The organism is Paenibacillus dendritiformis (assembly GCF_015845845.1).
Taxonomy (GTDB): Bacteria; Bacillota; Bacilli; order Paenibacillales; family Paenibacillaceae; genus Paenibacillus_B; species Paenibacillus_B dendritiformis_C.
This window is the reverse complement of sequence record NZ_LDIG01000159.1, coordinates 1-18,641: the sequence shown is the minus strand read 5'-3', so window position 1 is coordinate 18,641 and position 18,641 is coordinate 1. Positions and strand designations below refer to the sequence as shown.

The window sequence follows — 18,641 nt, the reverse complement described above, 5'->3', positions numbered from 1 at the left end:
TGACTCACTCCTTTGGACAGAAGAAGTAGATGCTAGCGGTGTCTTGGCTCGCCAGCCCGGATCAGGCGGTATATCGTCTGATGCAGCGGGGTCCCGGCCCCATGGCGCGCGCCGAGCCGAATAATCGCGCCCGTAATCGCCTCGCATTCCGTCGGGCGGCCGGCCAATATATCTTGCAGCATGGAAGAGGTGTTGCCGGCCGTAAGGCGGCACACGTCCAAAATCCGCTTCCATGCGTCCTCTTCATTTACCGGGATGCCGGCGGCCCGGTAGACCCTGGCCGCTTCAGCCAACAAATCGCGCATAAGCTCCATCCGTTCCGCCTCGTCCAGCAACTCGCCGTTCTTGACGCGCAGCAGCGCGGTCAACGGATTGATGACGGCGTTGACGAGCAGCTTTTGATAGACCATGTCTTCGATGTTGTTCGACACAAACGCCTCAATTCCTGCCTTTTCCAACAAGTTCTTCGCAGAAATGCAGGAAAAATTCAAGGCTTGAGCCCGCGCATCCTCCTCAGCCGCGGCCGGGCCGATCCAGGTTGCTCCGGATCCGGTATGACGAATCCGGTTCAGACCCTCTCTGGCGGCGGCCTCCGTCGTAACCGCGACCGCAAGCGAGCGGGAAGGCCATACCTCTGTCAACGCTTCGGCATGGCCGACCCCGTTCTGGAAGCAGACGAGGGTGGCGTTAGGCTGCCGCGGCATCTCCCCCAACGCGGCGAGCAGCTCGGGCCCGATATGCGTCTGCTTCACGAACAGCCATACCATCCCGGCCTCCCAGCCATAGCGGCTCAGCCGGCCTGGCGCCAGCTGGAGCGGGAACGCTTCTATCCCTTTATAACGGGATCGCTCCCCCGACATCTCCACCACCTCGAAGCCTTCGGCGCGGATTCTCTCCGCCTGCTCCTCCGTTCGCGTCCATAGCCGGACCCCGGCCTTCCTGCCGGCCAGCAGCCGTCCCGCGAACAAGAGGCCAAGCGCGCCTCCCCCGATAATATCGACAATCATGTTCCTCCCTCTCCTTCCTCCGATCCTCTATCGGCTCGTTTTCGTTATATATGAATGATTGAACACGCACTATCAGTGTCCTTGTTATATCAAAGAATCACCAAAAACACAAAAAAAGCGCCAAGTGAGAGAATTCTCTCGCCAGGTGCTTTCCTTGCGCCGTCCTGCCTTTGCCGGGGACGGAAGCCGGCTCCTATTCGATTCGCTCCAAATTGCCGTTCGCGTCCATACGGAACCGCGTCTTCACATCATCGTCTTCCTCGCTCAGGATAGCCAGTCGGCGGGCACGGTCCATAATTTGAATGAGCGCTTTATAATCATCGTTCACCGTACGATAGTCGGTCTCTACCACGTTGACTTGCTTGGAGAGCTCCTCATTTTCCCGCTGCAGTCGAGCGCAATATTCTTCCTTTTCTTGCAGCTCTTTTTCCATATGCTTGATTTGGCGGGTCATTTCCTGCACATTGTTGCGCATCTGGCGCAAATAGCGGATAACCATGTCCATCGACAACGATTCTTCCGTCAACATCTCGCCTTTCAAATCGTTGTCTTCTCCCTCTTGCAGCGCAAGAGAAGCGACCTGAGCGCCCAGCGGCTGCTTTTTCAAATAATTGCGCTTCTGCCGCTGCGCTTTGGCCAGCTGTATCGCCGCCTCGTACTTTTTGCGGACGCAGCTGTTCCAACGGAATCCGCACGCCGCGGACGTGCGTCCGATCTTTTCTCCCACTTCCTCAAAAGCGGCCAACTGGGTACTGCCTTCCCGGATGTGCCGAAGTGTAACTTCCGCTAAAATCAAATCATCATCTGCGGTCCATGCATCTTGCCTTATTGCTGTCATGAAATAACCTCCTAACGACTTCCATCATTCATATCGGTCGCAAGCAGCTACGCCGCGTTCGCCATCCGATTATTGGAGCGGAGTATACTGCCGCTTGAAATAACCGCTTATTCCATCTCTATGCCCATGCTAGATTTCATAGAATCTATCGGATACTAAAATGTATATCCATTTTCCCTAGGAAACATACGTGTGCGTGTCCATGCTTTATATCACATTTATGAAGATCTGAACAAATTATTTGGTTTTTCGTCACGGTTAATCGTTTACATAACCAATTGCGAACGCTATAATATCATTAGAAAAGTGGGACCGATCGTAACGAGAGGAGGATGAATCGTGGCACGAATGTATCGCGTACTCGGCTTCTGGACATTAGTCATCGGTCTAATGGCGTTTGCTGGAGACATGATCGAGATGGCTCTGCTCTTCTTCATGCAGACCGCCTTCTTTGTGTTGTTGGGATATCTGAAATTGTCCGAGCGTACATATATACTTCTGTTCTGGGGGTACATGCTTGTATGCTTCACCGGCTTCTCTTACTGGACCGTATTCGTAATGGGCAAGCCGTTCTAAGGCGGATACGCCGAGGTGACGATTCAGGATCTGCTGATGAGCAGCACATAACAGATACGGCCGAAGCCTTCGGGCTTCGGCCGTTCTTTATGTTCAGGCCGCCTCCGCTGCCGTCTGCCGCGCCGGCGGCTATGCGGAAGCCTCCCGGGCCAGCAGCAGGACGCGGAACCGTTCGCTCAGCCGATCGCTCAGGAGAAGCTGCCGGATCGCCCGGTTGCGCCGCGCTTCCGGACTGAACGGATCGGGCTGCGCATGATCGACGAGTTCCTGCAGCAGACCTTGCTCCAGGAGGAAGGCTTGCTGGGTCAAGTAATTCCGGATCAGCGCACCGGCTTCGAGGGCGGCCTGCTGACAGACGCTGAAATCGACCATGGCCGTTATATCCTGCTCGCCGATATGAATCCACGGATTGTCATGAGCGCGGTGCCGGTGATAGCACATCAGCGTCCCGTCGACGCGATGCTCCGACGTCAATTCCTCCGTTATGTCGCCATAATCGATGAAGATGAATTCCGCGTCGGAGGCCTGACGCAGCATCGTTCCGAGCCAGCCGCTCATGGCGATGCCGGCGTCGCAGATCCGGCCTTCCGGCAGCTCGATCCGATAGCGGCTCAGCCACCGCAGCACTTCCGGTTCTGCCGGAAGCCAGACAGGACGGAAGCTATGCTCCGCTTCCTCCCAGACCACGAAGCATTGCTCGATCTGTCCGCCGGATGCGCGGATGCGCTCGACCGGGAACGCATCCAACAGCTCGTTCGCGAGGACGAAGAGCCGGCTCCTGCCCGCCTCCCGCCGATAATCGGCCTCCGTCCACCAGGAGACGGGAAAGCCTTCGCCGCTCAGCCGCTCCTTGGCCAACTGCGCATGATAGGGACTCGCTTCCACGATGGCATACCGGCAGCCGCTGCAGCGATCACGGCGCAGGCGCTCGTTGATGTGTGCGGCCAGGCGGCCGTTGCCCGCTCCCCACTCGACGATGGTGAACGTGTCCGGCGTCCAGCCTCTCTCTGCTGCCTGGCGCTGAATATAGACCGCGATCATCTCCCCCATCGCGCTCCCCACGTCCGAGCTCGTATAGAAATCGCCCTCCTTGCCGATTTTGGGGCGATTCGACATGTAATAGCCGCCTTCCGGATGGTACAGGCAGCTTTCCATGAAGGCGGAAAAGGGAATGGCTGCCTTGGCGGAATCGCGGATGCGATCAATTAGATATTGAATGAGAATGGAATTCGAAGGATAATGAGACATGGCAACCATCCTTTCTATTCATGCAAAAAATAGACCATGCTCGACCGGGATTTGTGCCTGCCGGGCCCTGCTGGCGGCCCGATGCAGGGTCATGCAGCGGCGGAATGGCCGTTGGCCCGTTCCTGTCCCGCCCCGCATACGGAGCCGGGAAAGAGGTCATATCCCGTCCGGACGAGACATACGATGAGTTGTGCATACCGTTTGTAAGGGGGGAACCCGATGTCACTGGCACAGCGTGCGCGCTATGCGCTGTTGGGACTCGCATTCATACTTCTCTTCTCCATTGCGGTGCCCGGTGCCACTCGTGCGGAACCGACCGTTCATACAGGCTGGAGCAAGGAACCGACCGAAGCGGAGCGCAAGCTGCTCCAGCAGAGCTTGTCGGTGACCGAGCTTAACAAAGAAATCGAGCGCATCGCCGCGAAGGAGTCGGCCGCGGCGGGAGAACGCCGCCAGACGGAAGACGCTCTGCGCAAGCAGGCGGCCGCCTTCGATCTGAAACGGGAGCAGGCGGGCCGCGTGCTCCGCGCCTATTATATGGGAGAGCGCGACATGCTGCTTCAGGCTCTGCTCTCCGCCTCGGACGAGCACTCCATCTGGCTGCTGTTCGATTACTATCAGTTCCTCTTCAAGACCGACCAAGAAATATTGGAGGCGTATTCCGAGCAATTGCAAAATCTGAATCGGCTTCGCGAGACGTTAGCCCGCACGGAACGGGAATTGTCGCAGGTCAAGGAACAGCTTATCCGGCAGCGCGACAGGGTGGACGCCCTGCAGCGGGAGCTTGATTCCAATCTGGCGAACAGCAGCGATCCGGAAGCGATGAGCCGGCTTATCCAGGAGTTCACCTCCTACTGGCAGAACATCGGCATGTATGAGGTGCGTCGCCATTTCCGCGCCCTGGCCGATGCGATGCAGAAGCTGCCGGAATTCGTGAAAAAAGGCGGCAATCTGCAAATCGATGGTACTAAGTATACCATTACGATCCAAGAAGAAGAACTGAATCAGTTTTTGCGCGAGCAGGATCCGATTTTCGAACAGTTCTCCTTCCGCTTCCAGGATGGTTCGGTATCCGCCGAAGGGGAGAGCGCCGGACTGAACGTTTTCGTTCAAGGCCATTATACGCTGGAGAGCGAGCCCGAAAATATGATGCTGTTCCATGTCGACCGCCTGATGTTCAATGGCCTGGAGCTGCCGGATACGACCCGCTTGCAATTGGAAGAGGAATTCGATCTGGGCTTCTATCCGCAGCGGCTGGTCTCGTTCATCGAAGCCACCGATGTCATCGTGGAAGACAAGCGGATTACGGTCAATCTGTCCATGAAATGGTAAGCAACGCAAACAACCATCAACCGCAGCCTTCATTGCCGGTTGATGGTTGTTTTGTTGGTGCTCTGACTCTCTGCGTTCATATGCCGACTCCATTCCAGCTGCAGCTGCTTCGTCGCGAGCTGCCCGGCCATCCAGCGGCCGGCGGCCCCGGACCATCGCTCCAGCCCTTCCGCCTCCTTGTATACATGGCGTTTCCGTTCCTGCTTCGGCCGAAATGGCTCCGGCAGCAGCCGCTCGCCGCTCTGCGAGAGATACGCTTGCTCATGAACGGGAAGGACGGACAGCGTATCAAGCCATTCCTGCTGGACAGACCATTGGGTCATATAAGCGATCCAGCGTCTCGCCTCCTGCTCCGCTTCCGTATGCGACGCGAGAACATAGCTGCGGCTCGCGACCCATTGTCCCGCCGGCGGCGAAGCCTCCCCGGCCGGCTCGACGGCCAGCGGGGCGCTCGCTTCCAGCGCCGCTTCCGAATACGGGACGATCGCGAAGGCGATCTCTCCCGCCTTCAGCTTCTCCCACGTATCCATGTGGCTGGACTCTGCGCTCCAAGGCTGGAAATGCGCCAGATACGGCTCGAGCTCCGGCAGCGTCTGCTTCCACCGGACCTCCGAGGCCTCTGTGCTGTCTGCCTGCCTCCCGGCCCATTCCGGGCCCCCGGGGGCTGCCACGAATTCCGGATGAAGCAAGCCAAGTCTCCAGAAAAGCGAGAGCAAAGCCCGGTGATCCTCCGCGTGCCACGCGAACCATTGCTGCGGCAGCCGATCGCCCGCCTCCGGCGAGATGGCCGGCGGCGGAATGATGCCGGACGAAGGCAGATTGTCCGGCGCTTCCGCCGGCGTCTCGGCCTTTGCCGGCGCATTCTCGTCGAACAGCCGCTTCCACCCGCTCCAATCGCTGGGCAGAACGGTGGAGCCGCCGGCGGTTTTCACTATATTTTTGTTCCACACGAGCACATAAGGATCTAATTGAACCGGCATGCCCCAGGCGTACCCGTTCCACCGCACCCGGTCGCTTAGCCATGCCGGAACCGCGTCTCCCCCGCTCATCGACGGATCCAGCGGCAGAATCCAGCCCTTTTGAGCATACGGGATGACCGATTCACTGTCGAGCAGCAAAATATCAGCGCTCTGCTCTATCTGCATCGCCTTCGGCCACTCTTCCTCTACCTGCTGAGCGGAACTGTTCGCCAGCTCGACGTAAATGCCGGTCTCGTCCATGAACATCTGGTTCAAGCGCCGAAGCTGGATGAAGGACATCGGCGGGAGCTGCACCGCCACCTTCAATTGCTTCAACGGCTTGGGGCCCGCGTTATCCGGCGACGGCTTCACGTCAGTGTCCGGAGAGACATCCTGCACCGCCTGCTGCGGGACGCTGCCGCTGAACTGGAACAACAACAGCAGCGAGACGAAGACCATCATGATCGTAACCAGCGTTTTTTTGAATTGCGGCATTGCCCTCTCCCTTCCGTCCGTACCTCACTTCTCCTGATATCTATTGTAGCACCGTTGGCCTACCTTGTCCTTACCCCGGAGTGCGTTCATGGCAAAAATAATAAGCCCGGAGCACTATTTGGCTCCGAGCCATTCCTGTCCAGCCTGTGACGCGCCGGCTGCAACGGTCTTGAAGATTTACAGCAAATCGGCCGCAATCTGGGCAAGACGCGATCGTTCCCCTTTCTCAAGCGTCACATGGCCGCTGATCGCCTCGGCTTTGAAGCGTTCCACCAGATAAGTCAGGCCATTGCTCGCCGCATCGAGATACGGATGGTCAATTTGCGCCGGATCGCCCATCAGAATGATTTTACTGCCTTCTCCGACCCGGGAGACAATCGTCTTGACCTCATGCTTGGATAAATTTTGCGCCTCGTCAATAATAATGAATTGTCCCGGAATAGAGCGGCCTCGAATGTAGGTCAGCGCCTCCACCTGAATGTTGTTCATGCCCACCAGGATTTTGTCGATGTCCCCGGATTTTTTCGTGTCAAACAGGAACTCCAGATTATCGTAAATCGGCTGCATCCACGGGCGCAGCTTCTCCTCCTTCTCGCCGGGCAAATATCCGATATCCTTCCCCATGGGCACGACCGGCCGCGCAATCAGCAGCTTCTTGTACTTCCGTTCATCTTCCACCTTCATCAGCCCGGCGGCCAGCGCCAAAAGCGTCTTCCCCGTGCCCGCCTTCCCGGTCAGCGTCACCAGAGGAATGTCGTCGCTCAGCAGCAGTTCGAGCGCCATCCGCTGCTGGGCGTTGCGCGCCGTAATTCCCCATACCGGATCATTGCTCAGATAGAGCGGCTCCAGCTTGGTGGCCTCGGCATTTACCTTGAGCAAGGCCGATTTGCTCGTGCCGATCTCGTCCTTCAAAATGACGAATTGATGCGGATGCAGCCGCAGGCCGAGCTGCTTCAAATGAAGCACGCGGCAGGAGTAGAATTCATCGATAATGCTGGGGTGAACATGAACGGAGAAGAGCCCGCTGTATAACTCATCCTCCGATTGCACCGTCCGGTCGGACAAATAGTCTTCGGTATGCAATCCAAGCACATCCGCCTTAATCCGGACAAGCACATCCTTGCTGACGAGAATGACCTCCGCCGGATGCTCCGCATTCTTTTGTTCCAGTTGATAATTCAGGGCGACGGCCAGTATGCGGTTATCGTTCGATACCTCTCCGAACATCTCCTGCACCTTGACGAAGCTGCGATGATTCAATTCCACCTTCAGCGTGCCTCCGTTGGGGAGACGGACGCCATGATGCAGATGACCGTGTTCCCGCAGGCCGTCCAGCAGCCGCGACACTGTTCTCGCATTGCGTCCGAGTTCATCGGCATTTCGTTTTTTGGAATCCATTTCTTCGAGGACAACGGCAGGAATGATCACTTCATTGTCTTCAAAAGCAAACAGCGCATTCGGATCATGCAGCAGCACGTTAGTATCCAATACAAATATTTTGCTCATTGGATTCTCCTTTCGCCGAACAGACCGTTCCAAGAGGGAGGGCATGGCGATTCATTTTTGCATTACATAAAAAATGCCGCGGCCGTTCACACTATACTCAATCGGAAATCTCATTCTTTGAGGGTCAAACAAAAGGAAAGGTTGATACGTGATGCATAGATTGCTGGTTGCTATCGTGATCATAGGAATGCTCGCCGGATGCGGCAATGCGAACAGGCAAGCGACACCGGGAGGTTACGCGGGAGGGCAGGCTCAGCCGATCCAGGACGGCAAGCGCAACATTCAAGACGCGGGGGCGGTAAGCCAACATCTGGCCGATCTGGCCCGCAAAGTTCCCGGCGTCAAGAACGCGAATTGCGTCGTCTTCGGAAACACGGCGATCGTCGGGATTGATGTCGATTCCGGGATGGAACGCTCCCGGGTAGGAACGGTGAAATATTCCGTGGCCGAAGCCTTGAGCAAGGATAAATATGGCGCCAACGCGCTGGTGACGGCCGACATGGACATTAATGCAAGACTGCGCGAGATGGCCGCCGATATTCGGCAGGGCCGGCCGATATCCGGCTTCGCGAACGAGCTCGCCGATATTGTGGGACGCATCGTTCCGCAAATTCCGAATGACGTCAAGCAGATCGAGTCGAATGCGCCGGAACCGGGCCCTACGGACGGAGCCCGCTCCCAGCAGGCCCGTTAACGGCCAGCCGTCAGGCGCAGCGGCCAGAGTCTGGATAAGGACGCGTCCGCTGCCGTTCCAGACCGGGCAGGAGCCAAGCGTTCCTAAATGCAGCAAAAAGCCTAGTATGTACTAGGCTTTTTGCATGGGTGCCGATCTCGCCCCATCCACAGGCGCGCGCCGGCTGGAGGCCTTGGTCGGCCTCGGGCGGCAGCATGCCGCTTGCCGGCATGTTCGGCATTCTATCCTGCTGTCCATTATGCATCGCGGCTGGCTGCTTCGGCATGGCTTCGACCTCCTACACAAGTTCGCTCCCTGTCATTCTATTGTATTATTCTGAGATGCAAAAATTGCACACAACTTGTATAGCTAGGCCGCATGTGAAGGGGAAGCAGGCGTCTCCACCGGATCCGTCGTCCCCTCCGGAACGGCCGGCTCCTTCAGCGATTTGCCCGCCAGAATGTCCTTCAGCGCCTGCTTGGCCTCTTCCAATTTATTCTCGAACGGATAAATATAAGGACTCTTCCAGTCTCCGTCGACCGAGATGTAATGGATATTATCCTTATCAATCGTAATATACGTGGTCAGGGCGCTGCGAATCTGGGAAGGCAGCATATCGATCGTGAAATTGTCCGCCAAGGCGTCAATGACATCCGTCGCCTTCGTCAGGCCGCCCAGCGACTGCATATTGCTGACGATCTCCTTCAGCACGGCATTTTGGCGCTTATTGCGGTCGAAATCGGTCGTTCCCGGCGTCTGGGGACTGCATCGCCAGTTCGATTTGCGGTAACGGACAAAGTCGAGCGCGTTTTTGCCGTCCAGATGTTGAAAGCCCTTGCTCAAATTAATATTGGTGCCGTCTTCCTTGTCAACGTAGCACATATCCTGATCGACATTGACATCGACGCCGCCGACCGCATCGACCAGGTCGACGAAGCCTTTGAAGTTAATGACGGCCGTATAGTCGAGATCGATGCCTAAATATTGGCCGAGCATCACCCTCATCTCGTCTTCCGGCGTCTCGCTGTCCAAGGTGCCCCGCTCTTTCATCACATAGAAGTTAGGATAAAAATGATTCAGCTTATCCGGTCCGTAACCCGGAATATTGAAGTACGTGTCCCGCGGCAGCGACACGAGCACCGCTTCCTGGGTGTCGGGATGAATCGCGCCGACCATGATCACATCCGTCCGCTTCCCCGGAAGCTCCGGCCGGTAATCCAGCCCGAGCAGCACGAACGAGAAGGGCTCGCTCTTCGGCGTCAGCGTGGCCTGAACCGTGCTCGTTCCCTCTCCTCCGACCTTGGCGGTGGAGATCTCATCCAGCTTATTGTTCGCATACAGCAATATGTATCCGGCGTAACTGATGACGCCGAGAGATAAAATGATAATCGCAATGAGAATGCCCTTTACCCATTTCGGCATGCCTTTGCGTGCCGAAACTGCTTTTACGCTCTGTTGTTTTCTCGGCGGCAATGGTGTCGATGAATTCATAGTTCCTCCACATCATGTTAATCGTTACTCGTTGTATTTCGGATTCGCTTCAATGTCTTTCCACAGCCGTTCCGCTTCTTCCCGCTCGAACCGCTCGGAATGCGAGGCCCCGTCCCGCTCATAGGTTACGACATAGCTGTCCTCCGCCTCGCTCCACTCCGCGGCGACGAAGCCCAGCCGATGATCTTCGCGCAAAATATCTTCAAAAAAAGCAACCGTCTCCTTCGCCGCCCCATCCTCGGGGCGGGCATCCGCCACGATCTTAATCTGCAGCCAATTGAACAGCGCAACCGGCAGCTTCATCATATGCGCCCTCGTCCCTTCTGTTCAGATGCCCGCTGCCTTCACGGCAGCGGGTCAATCCTAATCAGCCTTGATTATTCGCTTCTTTTTTGCGCCGCCGCTCTTCCACGAAGTAGCGGATGCGCACCATGAACATTAAGATGACAGCCACGGACAGACACTGCACGATCGGCAGCTTGTCGATCTGGAAAATAAGAAGAATGAACGCCCCGACCGCCATAAACAAATACACCAAAATTTCTTTGAGCAAGGGCAGCTTCTGCTGCGTACGGAACACTTTATTGAAGATGTACACCATGAACGCAAAAATAAGCACGTAGCTTATATATGGATGGGATGCCAGCCACGCTTGCATCGAGGGTCACTCCTTTTCCAATGTTGTCCAAATCCCATTATACATGGGATTCGGACATTTTGCGCACTTTTTCTGCCCGTTCGCGTTCGCTCTTGTTCAGAATTTTTTTGCGAAGCCGGACCGTGGACGGAGTAATCTCGCAGTATTCATCATCGTTCAAATATTCCAGAGCCTGCTCCAGCGAGAACTGGCGCGGCGTCTTCATGCGCACCGTCTCGTCCTTCGTCGCCGACCGGACATTCGTCAAGGCCTTCTCTTTGCAGATGTTGACGACGATGTCGTTGTCGCGGTTATGCTCGCCCACGATCATGCCCTCATACACTTCGGTGCCCGGCTGCAGGAACAGCACGCCTCGATCCTCGACGGACAAGATGCCGTACAGGGTGCTTGTGCCCGTCTCCGTCGAGACCAGCACCCCTTGATGCCGTCCGCCGACCTGGCCGCCGACATAAGGACCGTAATGGTCGAACGCATGGTTCATAATGCCGTAGCCGCGAGTCAGCGTCAGGAAGGTGGTGCGGTATCCAATCAGCCCGCGGGCCGGAATCAGAAATTCCAGGCGGACCTGGCCGTTCCCATGATTGATCATATTGACCATCTCGGCCCGCCGGGTGCCCAAGCTCTCCATGACCGGACCGGTGCAATCTTCCGGAATGTCGATCACGAGCCGCTCGATCGGCTCCATCTTTTTACCGTCAATCACCTTTACGATGACCTCCGGCTTCGATACCTGGAGTTCATAGCCTTCGCGGCGCATATTCTCGATCAGAATGCCCAGGTGAAGCTCGCCCCGCCCGGAGACGATGAAGGCCTCCGGACTGTCGGTATCCTCCACCCGCAAGCTGACATCGGTCTCCAGTTCCTTCATCAGCCGCTCGCGCAGCTTGCGGGACGTAATCCATTTTCCTTCTCTTCCGGCGAACGGACTGTTGTTCACCAGAAAGGTCATCTGCAGCGTAGGCTCGTCAATATGAAGGACAGGCAGCGCCTCCGGATGCGCCGGATCGGCCAACGTCTCGCCGATATTGATGTCCTTGATTCCGGCAATGGCCACGATATCACCGGCCCCGGCCTCATCGCGCTCGATCCGCTTCAATCCTTGGAAGCCGAACAGCTTCTCAATCCGCGCCTGCTTCACTTGGCCCTCGCGGTTGATGACGGCGACGGACTGCCCCTGGCGGATGCGGCCCCGGTTCACGCGCCCAATCGCAATCCGGCCCATATATTCATTGTAGTCCAGCAGCGTAACCAGGAACTGCAGCGGCTCATCCGGGTTCTCCGCCGGAGCGGGGATATGCTCCACAATGGTATCATAGAGCGATTGCATGTTGCTGTCCTGCTGCTCTGGCGTCAAGCTCGACGTCCCGTTCAGAGCGGATGCGTAGACGACCGGGAAATCGAGCTGATCGTCATTGGCATCGAGTTCGATGAACAATTCAAGCACTTCGTCAATGACTTCATGCGGCCGTGCATTCGGACGGTCAATCTTGTTGACGACGACGATCGGCGTCAGATTATGCTCCAGCGCTTTGCGGAGCACGAACTTCGTCTGCGGCATGCAGCCTTCGAAGGCATCGACGACCAGCAGCACCCCGTCGACCATTTTCATAATGCGCTCCACTTCTCCGCCGAAATCGGCGTGACCCGGAGTATCCACAATATTAATCAAGTAATCTTTATACGTAATCGCCGTGTTTTTGGCCAAAATCGTAATGCCGCGTTCACGCTCCAGATCGTTGGAGTCCATGACGCGTTCCTGCACCACTTCATTCTCGCGATACGTTCCGGACTGCTGGAGAAGCTTGTCCACGAGCGTCGTCTTGCCATGGTCAACGTGGGCGATAATAGCGATATTGCGAATGTTTTGTCGATCTTGCATACTTGAACCTTTCCCTTCTGGATGTGAATGACAAGCATTGGAATCGGCCTCGTCCGCGGCGAGGCGAACAAGGCGATTCATCAAGAAAAACGCCGGAATGAGGCGGCGTTTCTACTCGGACGGAATGGTGTTCTACATGTTGCGGCATCTTAATATCTTCGGCCCAAGCGGCCGAACACGAGGCCGGCTCCAACCACGATAAGCGCAATCGCAATCATGTAGAGGCTGATTGTAATCATGAGCATCAGGATAAAAAAGCCGATCCCTACCCCGCCGAACAACAGCGAACCGAGCCAAGCGTTCCGCGGATGGAGCGGATCTTCCACATAATAACCGTACAGGCCTATCCCTACCCCAATCAGAAGCAGAGGCCACAGCCACGTGAACAGGCCGGCGCTAATCCAATGGGTCAGCATGAACAGGATGCCGTACACGGTCAGCATGCCGGCAGGCACCATCGTAACGGGCGGGGCGATTCTGGCCCGAACGAGAGCGTACGCGCCCAATCCGGCAAGAAACATGATGAGCGGCCACAAGGTGCCGCCGATAAAAGCAAAGACTCCCCATTTTCCCAACAATATAAATAAGCCTGCAGCGAAGATAACGATGCCGATTAATTGTTGATTTTTGCCCATTCGACAATACCTCCATGCATCATGGTTACGATTTGATTAAACAGGGTGCGGCGTTCGGTTCATTTTTATCTTTTCTAGTGTATATGAAAGTCAGGAAAAATACCACCATCACCTGAAAATTTGCAAAATCCGCAAACGGCGCAAAAAAACAGCCGTTCCCCGAAGAGGGCAGCGGCTGTGTTCAGGCACCGCATCATCGCACCATACGGGTGTTATTCTGTTCCGATCTTGCCCTTGCCGCGAAAAAATACACTGAGAAGCAATGCCAATCCGGCCATTACCCAAGGAAGACTCTCTTCCAGGCGAAGTCCCGGCCGGTCTAACCAGGCGATGATCTGCGTATCGGACGCAATCATCTCCCCGGCGGTGTAGGCCAGAATTCCGGCTCCCGCATACATGAGCAGCGGCAGCCGCTCCAGCCAGCGGCTGATGATCGTGCTTCCCCACACGATAAGCGGAATGCTGAGGGCAATGCCGAGGATCACGAATTCCATTCGCCCCTTCGCAATGGCCGCAATAGCCAGCACGTTATCCAGGCTCATTACGAAATCCGCGATCAAAATGGTGCGGATCGCCGTCCATAAGGAGCCATCCTCTCTCATCGCATCCGGCTCTTGGCGGGGCGAGGCGGACAATTGGATGGCGATGGCGAAGAGCATCGCTCCGCCAGCCGCTTGGAGCAGCGGGATTCGCAGCAGCGTGACGGCCGCCACCGTAAGCACGCAGCGCATCAGCACGGCGCCCCCCACGCCCCACCATACCGCTTGGCGGCGGTAGTGGCCGGGAAGATGGCGGGAAGCCATCGCGATAATGACCGCATTGTCTCCGCTCAGCACCATATTAATCAGCAGTATTTCCCCTATAATCCATAACGAGTCCACAGTCCGTCCCCCCCTGTCTACTACATGTATGAACAGAGGAGACAGGCTATGACGTTTTTCTGCGCGTGAACCGCATGAGAATCCTGTCTTGCGTGTTAGAACCAATCATCCGCCCGGGCGGGCGCGCTGTCCGGCTTGCCGGGTGCTTCCGCTTCGGGCGAATCTTGCCGTTCCGGCCCGGAGAGGACAATCGCCTGGTCAGGGCTTGCGCCGGCCCGCAGGACGAGGGATTCTGTCTGTTCCACCGCCGCTTCCAGCAGCGCTTCATAATCCTTCAACGAATGCTCGGCATATTCGACGACACGCAGATTCGGATTCGTGGAAGGCGATTTCGGCACGAACAAGGTGCAGCAATCCTCGTACGGCAGGATGGACAGATCATAGGTTCCGATCTGCTCCGCAATGCGGATAATTTCAGTCTTGTCCATCGTGACGAGCGGACGCAGAAGCGGCAAATCGGTCACGCGCCCGATGACGTTCATGCTCCCGAGAGTCTGGCTTGCCACTTGCCCGAGGCTGTCCCCCGAGATAAGGGCCCCGGCTTTGCGCTGTTCGGCCAACCGGGTCGAGATTCGCATCATCGCCCGCCGCATGAGCGTAATCATCAAATTATCCGGCGCATCTTGATGCAGCCGCGTCTGAATCTCGGTGAACGGGACGAGGTGCACCCGCATCCGTCCGGCGTAGTTGGCCAGCACCTGGGCCAGATCCAGCACCTTCTGCTTGGCGCGTTCGCTCGTAAACGGATAGCTGTGGAAATGAATCGCCTCGATTTCCAAACCTTTGCGCAGCGCCTGGTACCCGGCAACAGGGCTGTCAATTCCGCCGGACAGCAGCAGCATGGCCCGACCGTTCGATGCCAGCGGGAAGCCCCCCGCGCCCGGAATCACCTCATTGAACAGATAGGTCCCTTCCTCGCGCACCTCGACATGCAGCTCGATATCGGGCTGGCGCACATCGACGGTAAGCTGCGGATATGTGCGCAAAATCGGCGCGCCCACCAGATGGTTCATTTCTTGCGATCCATGCGGGAAGTCTTTCCAGGCTCTCCGGGCCGTGACCTTGAAGGTCGTGTTTTCCCCCGGATTCATCTCGGCCATAAGCTGCAGCGCCGTCTCCACAATCGGTTCCAGCTCCGAAGGGGCCCTCTTGACCGGACTTAGCGACACGATGCCGAATACCCGGCGAAGGGCGCCAACCACCTCATCTATCGGCTCACCGTTCAATTCCACGTACATCCGGCCGTACACCCGGATAATTTGGGCCTGCGGGAACGGCGCCAGCACGAACTTGACATGCTGGTAAGCGGCTTTTTCAAATCTGCCGCGGTTCTTTCCCTTAATGGCCAATTCCCCGTATCGGAGAAGTATCATATCGTAATTCATAGCTGGTTCGGTCCTTTCCTTTCCCCTGTTTATCTTCGGCTTGTCCGCATGGGAGCGAGCCGCTTCGTCACTTCCGCCAATGCGTCGGCCAGCCGGCCGATGCTTGCCTCATCGGTATCGGCGCCCATGCTGATGCGAAGCCCGCTCGCCGCGCGTTCCGCATCGTTCGTCATCGCCATCAGCACCCGGCTCGGCTGGTGCAGCTTGGAAGAGCAAGCCGATTGGGTGGAGACGATAACGCCCATTTCTTCCAGCGCGTGCACCACCACTTCGGACTTCATGCCGGGGAACGACAGATTGACGATGTGCGGCGCGGCAAAGGGAAGCGGCGGGCTGTTCACCACAAGCGGCTCCAACTGCTCCAACCGGCGTAGAAGCAGCCCGCGCAGCTCGGACCAGCGCTCGTAATTCGCCTGCTGCTCTTCGACAGCGAGACGGACCGCCTTGGACAGGGCGATCACGCCCGGCACATTGACGGTGCCCGGCCGGAGACGGTGCTCCTGCGCTCCTCCTGCGAACAATGGCTTCAACGGAGCATGTCCCCGCCGCAGCAAAGCCCCGACTCCTTTCGGTCCCCGGATTTTATGCCCGGAGAGGCTGTACAAATGCACGCCCCACCCCTCCAGATCGACCGGCAGCTTGCCCAGGCCCTGCACGCCGTCCACGTGGAACACGATACCCGGATGGGCGCGCACGATGCGGCCTGCCTCGGCAAGAGGCTGTACCGAGCCGGTCTCATTATTGACATGCATAAGCGAAATGAGCGCCGTCTCCGGCCGGATCGCCGCCTCCAGCTCCTCGGGACGGATGCGCCCATGATCATCGACAGGCAAATAGGTGATGGCGACGCCCTCCCGCTCCAGCTCCCGGAAGCATTCGTAGACGGAGGCATGCTCGACAGCCGACGTGATAATATGCCGCGAGCGGCCCCCGGCAAGAGCGCGCACCGTTCCCAATATGGCGAGGTTGTTGCTCTCGGTCGCCCCGGACGTGAAAATGACGTCGTACGGAGACGCGTTCAACGCGCCGGTCACGACTTCGCGGGCCCGCCGGACCAATTGCTCCGCTTGGCCTCCCATTTGATGAATCGAAGAGGGATTGGCATATATCTGCTCCATCACTTCCGCCATCGTCCGAATGACGTCCGGATGCGGAGGCGTGGATGCGCTATGATCAAAATATAGCATTGACGCCGTTGATGTTTTCAAGCAAATCCTCCTTTAAACAAAAAAGATCAAAACAGCATGGGAAGCGCAGCCACTATCCCCGCTTCCGCCGTTGTTGATCCCCTTGCAACTTCGACATTACTTGTTATTTTACACGTTTTCGGCGGATCGCACCATCTTTTTTGCATTGGACTTTTCATTCTATATGATAAAGAGCTTGTCCCCGCCACAGCGGTTACAAGCCCTGAACAGAGTGTGATTACATGGATGCCAGCAGCATCAGGCGAAGCACGATGGCAAAAATACCAACGATGATGGCGATCATCCCCAAGGAACGGCTCCCTTGCAAAAACGACAGACCTCCAAGCGCTATGCCGCTCAGGCCAAGCACGAATGGAAACATGATGACCGATAGAAGAGAAAACCCTACGGCGACAGCGCCCACTCCCGAAAAATGATCGACTTCTTCTCCCCGTTCCTTCTCAACGTCAGCGTTTATCGCCTCCCGAGGCGACAGAGTTCCTGCTTCGGCAGAAAATTCGGTATCCCGCGCGATCGGTTCACGGTTGCGGTTCTTTTTGTGGCGGCGGCCTTTCGCTTTCATCCCATGCACCTCCCGTACCTTCTGTTACTTCGGTTCAAACGTTTGGCAGCAGGTTGCGGATGATTTGGAAGCCTTATCTTTGTGGGGGCCATATTCTTCGCCGAATTCCGACTTCAAATTGGCGGATGCATGCTTATCGATTTCGATCATAATCTCGCTGGCTTGACAGCGGTAATCTCCCCAGAACTTGCAGTTGGATACACTGCAATTCACCAATGGCTTGTCACTCATGTCAGTCACCTCCGTTACACAGGATGTCCTGCCGCCGCCGCCCCTATGCCGTGCCGGCATACCATTTCCAACACAAAAAGACGCTCCGTTCCAACCCGAAGCGTCATTGACTATCATTCCGTTATTTGTGCGGCTGTCCGCCGGCCAAGCTTGGCCCATTCATTGGGCAAGCTGCATTCGCCGCTCTGACATATAATCGCTCTCGTAATAGCTTAGCTCCTCCCGAAGCTCTTCGAACAGCCGGGACAGTTCCTGCACCAGCCTCTTCACCTCAGGGTCGGGGGTCATGCGGAAGCGGATCGCTTCCCGGCCGGTATACGCATACCGCCCATCCTCGGTATACGCTTCATGCTTCGGATTGAAGAAGGCATGGACGCAATGATGATACAGCTCATACAGCGCTTTCTCCGCAAACGGCTGTTCGAAATTCGCCCGCCGCAGCGCTACGCCGAGCCGCTCGTAGCTGACCTCTGAAAAAACGAGCAAATGCCGGAAATCCGCCAGCAGCCCTTTGTAAAAAACCAATGTCTCTTCGTCTGTCCGCCCGCCGGCCAGTTGGGCCAGCGTATGCCCGTTCAAAAACTGCTCCAGTTGGCCTGCTGCCTGCGCCACATGGCCCCGCGCCAATTCGCATTGCTGTATTACCGTGGATGCTGACATGGAAAAAGCTCCTCCCTTAATCGCGTCATTGCATACCTGAACGCTCCAAACGAATACGATTTTGCCATTTTATCCTACCATAAATAACAGCCTGAATCCGTGAAATGAAATCATAGAAAAGTTAGAAAATGAGCCGCCGGTAAAGTAAAATAAGGAAAAAGGGAAGAATTCCCGTATTTCTTTAACTCACCCCGGAGGTGCCATTGATGAAACCCGTACGTTTTCAACTGGATCAGTCCGTGGAGATGCTGACCGCTCATTCCGGTCTTGCCCTCATTGGCTTGCTCCTTTCCCATACCCAGATTGCCAAGCGCTTGACTCGTTCCTCGCTTCCCGGTGTACATCAACCCACGGTCACTCACCCGGATGTGGTCTACGCGTACCTGGGGCTACTTTGTCAAGGGAAAAGTGACTTTG

Annotated in this window: 20 protein-coding genes and 1 pseudogene; 4 read left to right on the top strand and 17 right to left on the bottom strand. The window is 56.6% G+C overall.

The features are described from left to right. Nucleotides 1–32: 32 nt before the first annotated feature. Together ABD76_RS15760 and ABD76_RS15755 are read right to left on the bottom strand one after the other, a co-directional pair. Nucleotides 33–1,007: a ketopantoate reductase family protein gene (locus tag ABD76_RS15760; RefSeq protein WP_197258199.1), complete on the bottom strand. Its 975-nt coding sequence runs from the start codon at nucleotides 1,005–1,007 to the stop codon at nucleotides 33–35. A gap of 193 nt (nucleotides 1,008–1,200) precedes the next feature. After that, nucleotides 1,201–1,845 carry an RsfA family transcriptional regulator gene (locus ABD76_RS15755; RefSeq protein ID WP_197258198.1) on the bottom strand — a complete coding sequence of 215 codons (645 nt, stop codon included), beginning with the start codon at nucleotides 1,843–1,845 and terminating at the stop codon, nucleotides 1,201–1,203. A 339-nt stretch (nucleotides 1,846–2,184) separates the two neighbouring features. On the opposite strand from ABD76_RS15755, the gene ABD76_RS15750 reads away from it, so the two are divergent. Then, on the top strand, nucleotides 2,185–2,421 hold the full coding sequence (locus ABD76_RS15750; RefSeq protein WP_040730274.1) for a DUF2626 domain-containing protein: 237 nt from the start codon (nucleotides 2,185–2,187) through the stop codon (nucleotides 2,419–2,421). A 129-nt stretch (nucleotides 2,422–2,550) separates the two neighbouring features. On the opposite strand, the gene ABD76_RS15745 is transcribed toward ABD76_RS15750, so the two are convergent. Next, nucleotides 2,551–3,669 (bottom strand): class I SAM-dependent methyltransferase, encoded by a 1,119-nt coding sequence (locus ABD76_RS15745; RefSeq protein WP_197258197.1) that lies wholly within the window; start codon nucleotides 3,667–3,669, stop codon nucleotides 2,551–2,553. Between the two features lie 219 nt (nucleotides 3,670–3,888). Between ABD76_RS15745 and ABD76_RS15740 the strand changes: the two genes are divergently transcribed. After that, on the top strand, nucleotides 3,889–5,001 hold the full coding sequence (locus ABD76_RS15740) for a hypothetical protein (RefSeq protein WP_197258196.1): 1,113 nt from the start codon (nucleotides 3,889–3,891) through the stop codon (nucleotides 4,999–5,001). A 29-nt stretch (nucleotides 5,002–5,030) separates the two neighbouring features. Here the strand turns inward: ABD76_RS15740 and ABD76_RS15735 are convergent, their stop codons facing one another. Together ABD76_RS15735 and ABD76_RS15730 are read right to left on the bottom strand one after the other, a co-directional pair. Continuing rightward, nucleotides 5,031–6,455, bottom strand: a complete 1,425-nt coding sequence (locus ABD76_RS15735) for an extracellular solute-binding protein (protein WP_197258195.1) — start codon at nucleotides 6,453–6,455, stop codon at nucleotides 5,031–5,033. A gap of 177 nt (nucleotides 6,456–6,632) precedes the next feature. Continuing rightward, nucleotides 6,633–7,961: a PhoH family protein gene (locus ABD76_RS15730; RefSeq protein WP_197258194.1), complete on the bottom strand. Its 1,329-nt coding sequence runs from the start codon at nucleotides 7,959–7,961 to the stop codon at nucleotides 6,633–6,635. Nucleotides 7,962–8,112: 151 nt separating this feature from the next. Between ABD76_RS15730 and ABD76_RS15725 the strand changes: the two genes are divergently transcribed. Continuing rightward, nucleotides 8,113–8,655 (top strand): YhcN/YlaJ family sporulation lipoprotein, encoded by a 543-nt coding sequence (locus tag ABD76_RS15725; RefSeq protein WP_197258309.1) that lies wholly within the window; start codon nucleotides 8,113–8,115, stop codon nucleotides 8,653–8,655. Between the two features lie 10 nt (nucleotides 8,656–8,665). Here ABD76_RS15725 and ABD76_RS15720 read toward each other — a convergent pair whose 3' ends face one another. From ABD76_RS15720 to ABD76_RS15665, 12 genes are all read right to left on the bottom strand, one after another. After that, nucleotides 8,666–8,920, bottom strand: a complete 255-nt coding sequence (locus ABD76_RS15720; RefSeq protein ID WP_197258193.1) for a hypothetical protein — start codon at nucleotides 8,918–8,920, stop codon at nucleotides 8,666–8,668. 83 nt (nucleotides 8,921–9,003) lie between these two features. Next, nucleotides 9,004–10,056, bottom strand: coding sequence for an LCP family protein (locus tag ABD76_RS15715; protein WP_242069596.1), 1,053 nt, complete (start codon nucleotides 10,054–10,056; stop codon nucleotides 9,004–9,006). 93 nt (nucleotides 10,057–10,149) lie between these two features. Beyond that, complete coding sequence (locus ABD76_RS15710) at nucleotides 10,150–10,431, bottom strand: hypothetical protein (protein ID WP_197258191.1); 282 nt, start codon at nucleotides 10,429–10,431, stop codon at nucleotides 10,150–10,152. 61 nt (nucleotides 10,432–10,492) lie between these two features. Next, nucleotides 10,493–10,783, bottom strand: coding sequence for a YlaH-like family protein (locus ABD76_RS15705; protein WP_006675609.1), 291 nt, complete (start codon nucleotides 10,781–10,783; stop codon nucleotides 10,493–10,495). Between the two features lie 37 nt (nucleotides 10,784–10,820). Continuing rightward, on the bottom strand, nucleotides 10,821–12,662 hold the full coding sequence (gene typA, locus ABD76_RS15700; protein WP_197258190.1) for a translational GTPase TypA: 1,842 nt from the start codon (nucleotides 12,660–12,662) through the stop codon (nucleotides 10,821–10,823). Between the two features lie 149 nt (nucleotides 12,663–12,811). Next, complete coding sequence (locus ABD76_RS15695; protein WP_197258189.1) at nucleotides 12,812–13,297, bottom strand: glutamate synthase; 486 nt, start codon at nucleotides 13,295–13,297, stop codon at nucleotides 12,812–12,814. Between the two features lie 212 nt (nucleotides 13,298–13,509). Next, nucleotides 13,510–14,178, bottom strand: a complete 669-nt coding sequence (locus ABD76_RS15690; protein WP_197258188.1) for a YjbE family putative metal transport protein — start codon at nucleotides 14,176–14,178, stop codon at nucleotides 13,510–13,512. Nucleotides 14,179–14,273: 95 nt separating this feature from the next. Further along, nucleotides 14,274–15,563, bottom strand: a complete 1,290-nt coding sequence (thiI, locus tag ABD76_RS15685) for a tRNA uracil 4-sulfurtransferase ThiI (protein ID WP_197258187.1) — start codon at nucleotides 15,561–15,563, stop codon at nucleotides 14,274–14,276. A 29-nt stretch (nucleotides 15,564–15,592) separates the two neighbouring features. Continuing rightward, nucleotides 15,593–16,750: a cysteine desulfurase family protein gene (locus tag ABD76_RS15680; RefSeq protein ID WP_197258308.1), complete on the bottom strand. Its 1,158-nt coding sequence runs from the start codon at nucleotides 16,748–16,750 to the stop codon at nucleotides 15,593–15,595. A 238-nt stretch (nucleotides 16,751–16,988) separates the two neighbouring features. Next, on the bottom strand, nucleotides 16,989–17,333 hold the full coding sequence (locus tag ABD76_RS15675; RefSeq protein WP_197258186.1) for a hypothetical protein: 345 nt from the start codon (nucleotides 17,331–17,333) through the stop codon (nucleotides 16,989–16,991). A 24-nt stretch (nucleotides 17,334–17,357) separates the two neighbouring features. Next, the gene (locus tag ABD76_RS15670; RefSeq protein ID WP_197258185.1) at nucleotides 17,358–17,564 is read right to left on the bottom strand and encodes a DUF1540 domain-containing protein; all 207 of its coding nucleotides are present in this window, start codon (nucleotides 17,562–17,564) and stop codon (nucleotides 17,358–17,360) included. Between the two features lie 159 nt (nucleotides 17,565–17,723). Next, the gene (locus ABD76_RS15665; RefSeq protein ID WP_197258184.1) at nucleotides 17,724–18,224 is read right to left on the bottom strand and encodes a DUF3907 family protein; all 501 of its coding nucleotides are present in this window, start codon (nucleotides 18,222–18,224) and stop codon (nucleotides 17,724–17,726) included. Nucleotides 18,225–18,430: 206 nt separating this feature from the next. On the opposite strand from ABD76_RS15665, the pseudogene ABD76_RS15660 reads away from it, so the two are divergent. After that, nucleotides 18,431–18,641 (top strand): annotated as a pseudogene (locus ABD76_RS15660) (IS1380 family transposase); the annotation flags it as partial.

Coding starts and splice junctions, on each gene's coding strand:
- ABD76_RS15715 (WP_242069596.1), bottom strand. CDS start 10,056: ATGCCGAAATGGGTAAAGGGCATTCTCATTGCGATTATCATTTTATCT.
- ABD76_RS15745 (WP_197258197.1), bottom strand. CDS start 3,669: ATGTCTCATTATCCTTCGAATTCCATTCTCATTCAATATCTAATTGAT.
- ABD76_RS15675 (WP_197258186.1), bottom strand. CDS start 17,333: ATGAAAGCGAAAGGCCGCCGCCACAAAAAGAACCGCAACCGTGAACCG.
- ABD76_RS15720 (WP_197258193.1), bottom strand. CDS start 8,920: ATGCCGAAGCAGCCAGCCGCGATGCATAATGGACAGCAGGATAGAATG.
- ABD76_RS15755 (WP_197258198.1), bottom strand. CDS start 1,845: ATGACAGCAATAAGGCAAGATGCATGGACCGCAGATGATGATTTGATT.
- ABD76_RS15740 (WP_197258196.1), top strand. CDS start 3,889: ATGTCACTGGCACAGCGTGCGCGCTATGCGCTGTTGGGACTCGCATTC.
- ABD76_RS15710 (WP_197258191.1), bottom strand. CDS start 10,431: ATGATGAAGCTGCCGGTTGCGCTGTTCAATTGGCTGCAGATTAAGATC.
- ABD76_RS15670 (WP_197258185.1), bottom strand. CDS start 17,564: ATGAGTGACAAGCCATTGGTGAATTGCAGTGTATCCAACTGCAAGTTC.
- ABD76_RS15665 (WP_197258184.1), bottom strand. CDS start 18,224: ATGTCAGCATCCACGGTAATACAGCAATGCGAATTGGCGCGGGGCCAT.
- ABD76_RS15695 (WP_197258189.1), bottom strand. CDS start 13,297: ATGGGCAAAAATCAACAATTAATCGGCATCGTTATCTTCGCTGCAGGC.
- ABD76_RS15705 (WP_006675609.1), bottom strand. CDS start 10,783: ATGCAAGCGTGGCTGGCATCCCATCCATATATAAGCTACGTGCTTATT.
- ABD76_RS15725 (WP_197258309.1), top strand. CDS start 8,113: ATGCATAGATTGCTGGTTGCTATCGTGATCATAGGAATGCTCGCCGGA.
- typA (WP_197258190.1), bottom strand. CDS start 12,662: ATGCAAGATCGACAAAACATTCGCAATATCGCTATTATCGCCCACGTT.
- ABD76_RS15735 (WP_197258195.1), bottom strand. CDS start 6,455: ATGCCGCAATTCAAAAAAACGCTGGTTACGATCATGATGGTCTTCGTC.
- ABD76_RS15730 (WP_197258194.1), bottom strand. CDS start 7,961: ATGAGCAAAATATTTGTATTGGATACTAACGTGCTGCTGCATGATCCG.
- ABD76_RS15760 (WP_197258199.1), bottom strand. CDS start 1,007: ATGATTGTCGATATTATCGGGGGAGGCGCGCTTGGCCTCTTGTTCGCG.
- thiI (WP_197258187.1), bottom strand. CDS start 15,563: ATGAATTACGATATGATACTTCTCCGATACGGGGAATTGGCCATTAAG.
- ABD76_RS15680 (WP_197258308.1), bottom strand. CDS start 16,750: ATGCTATATTTTGATCATAGCGCATCCACGCCTCCGCATCCGGACGTC.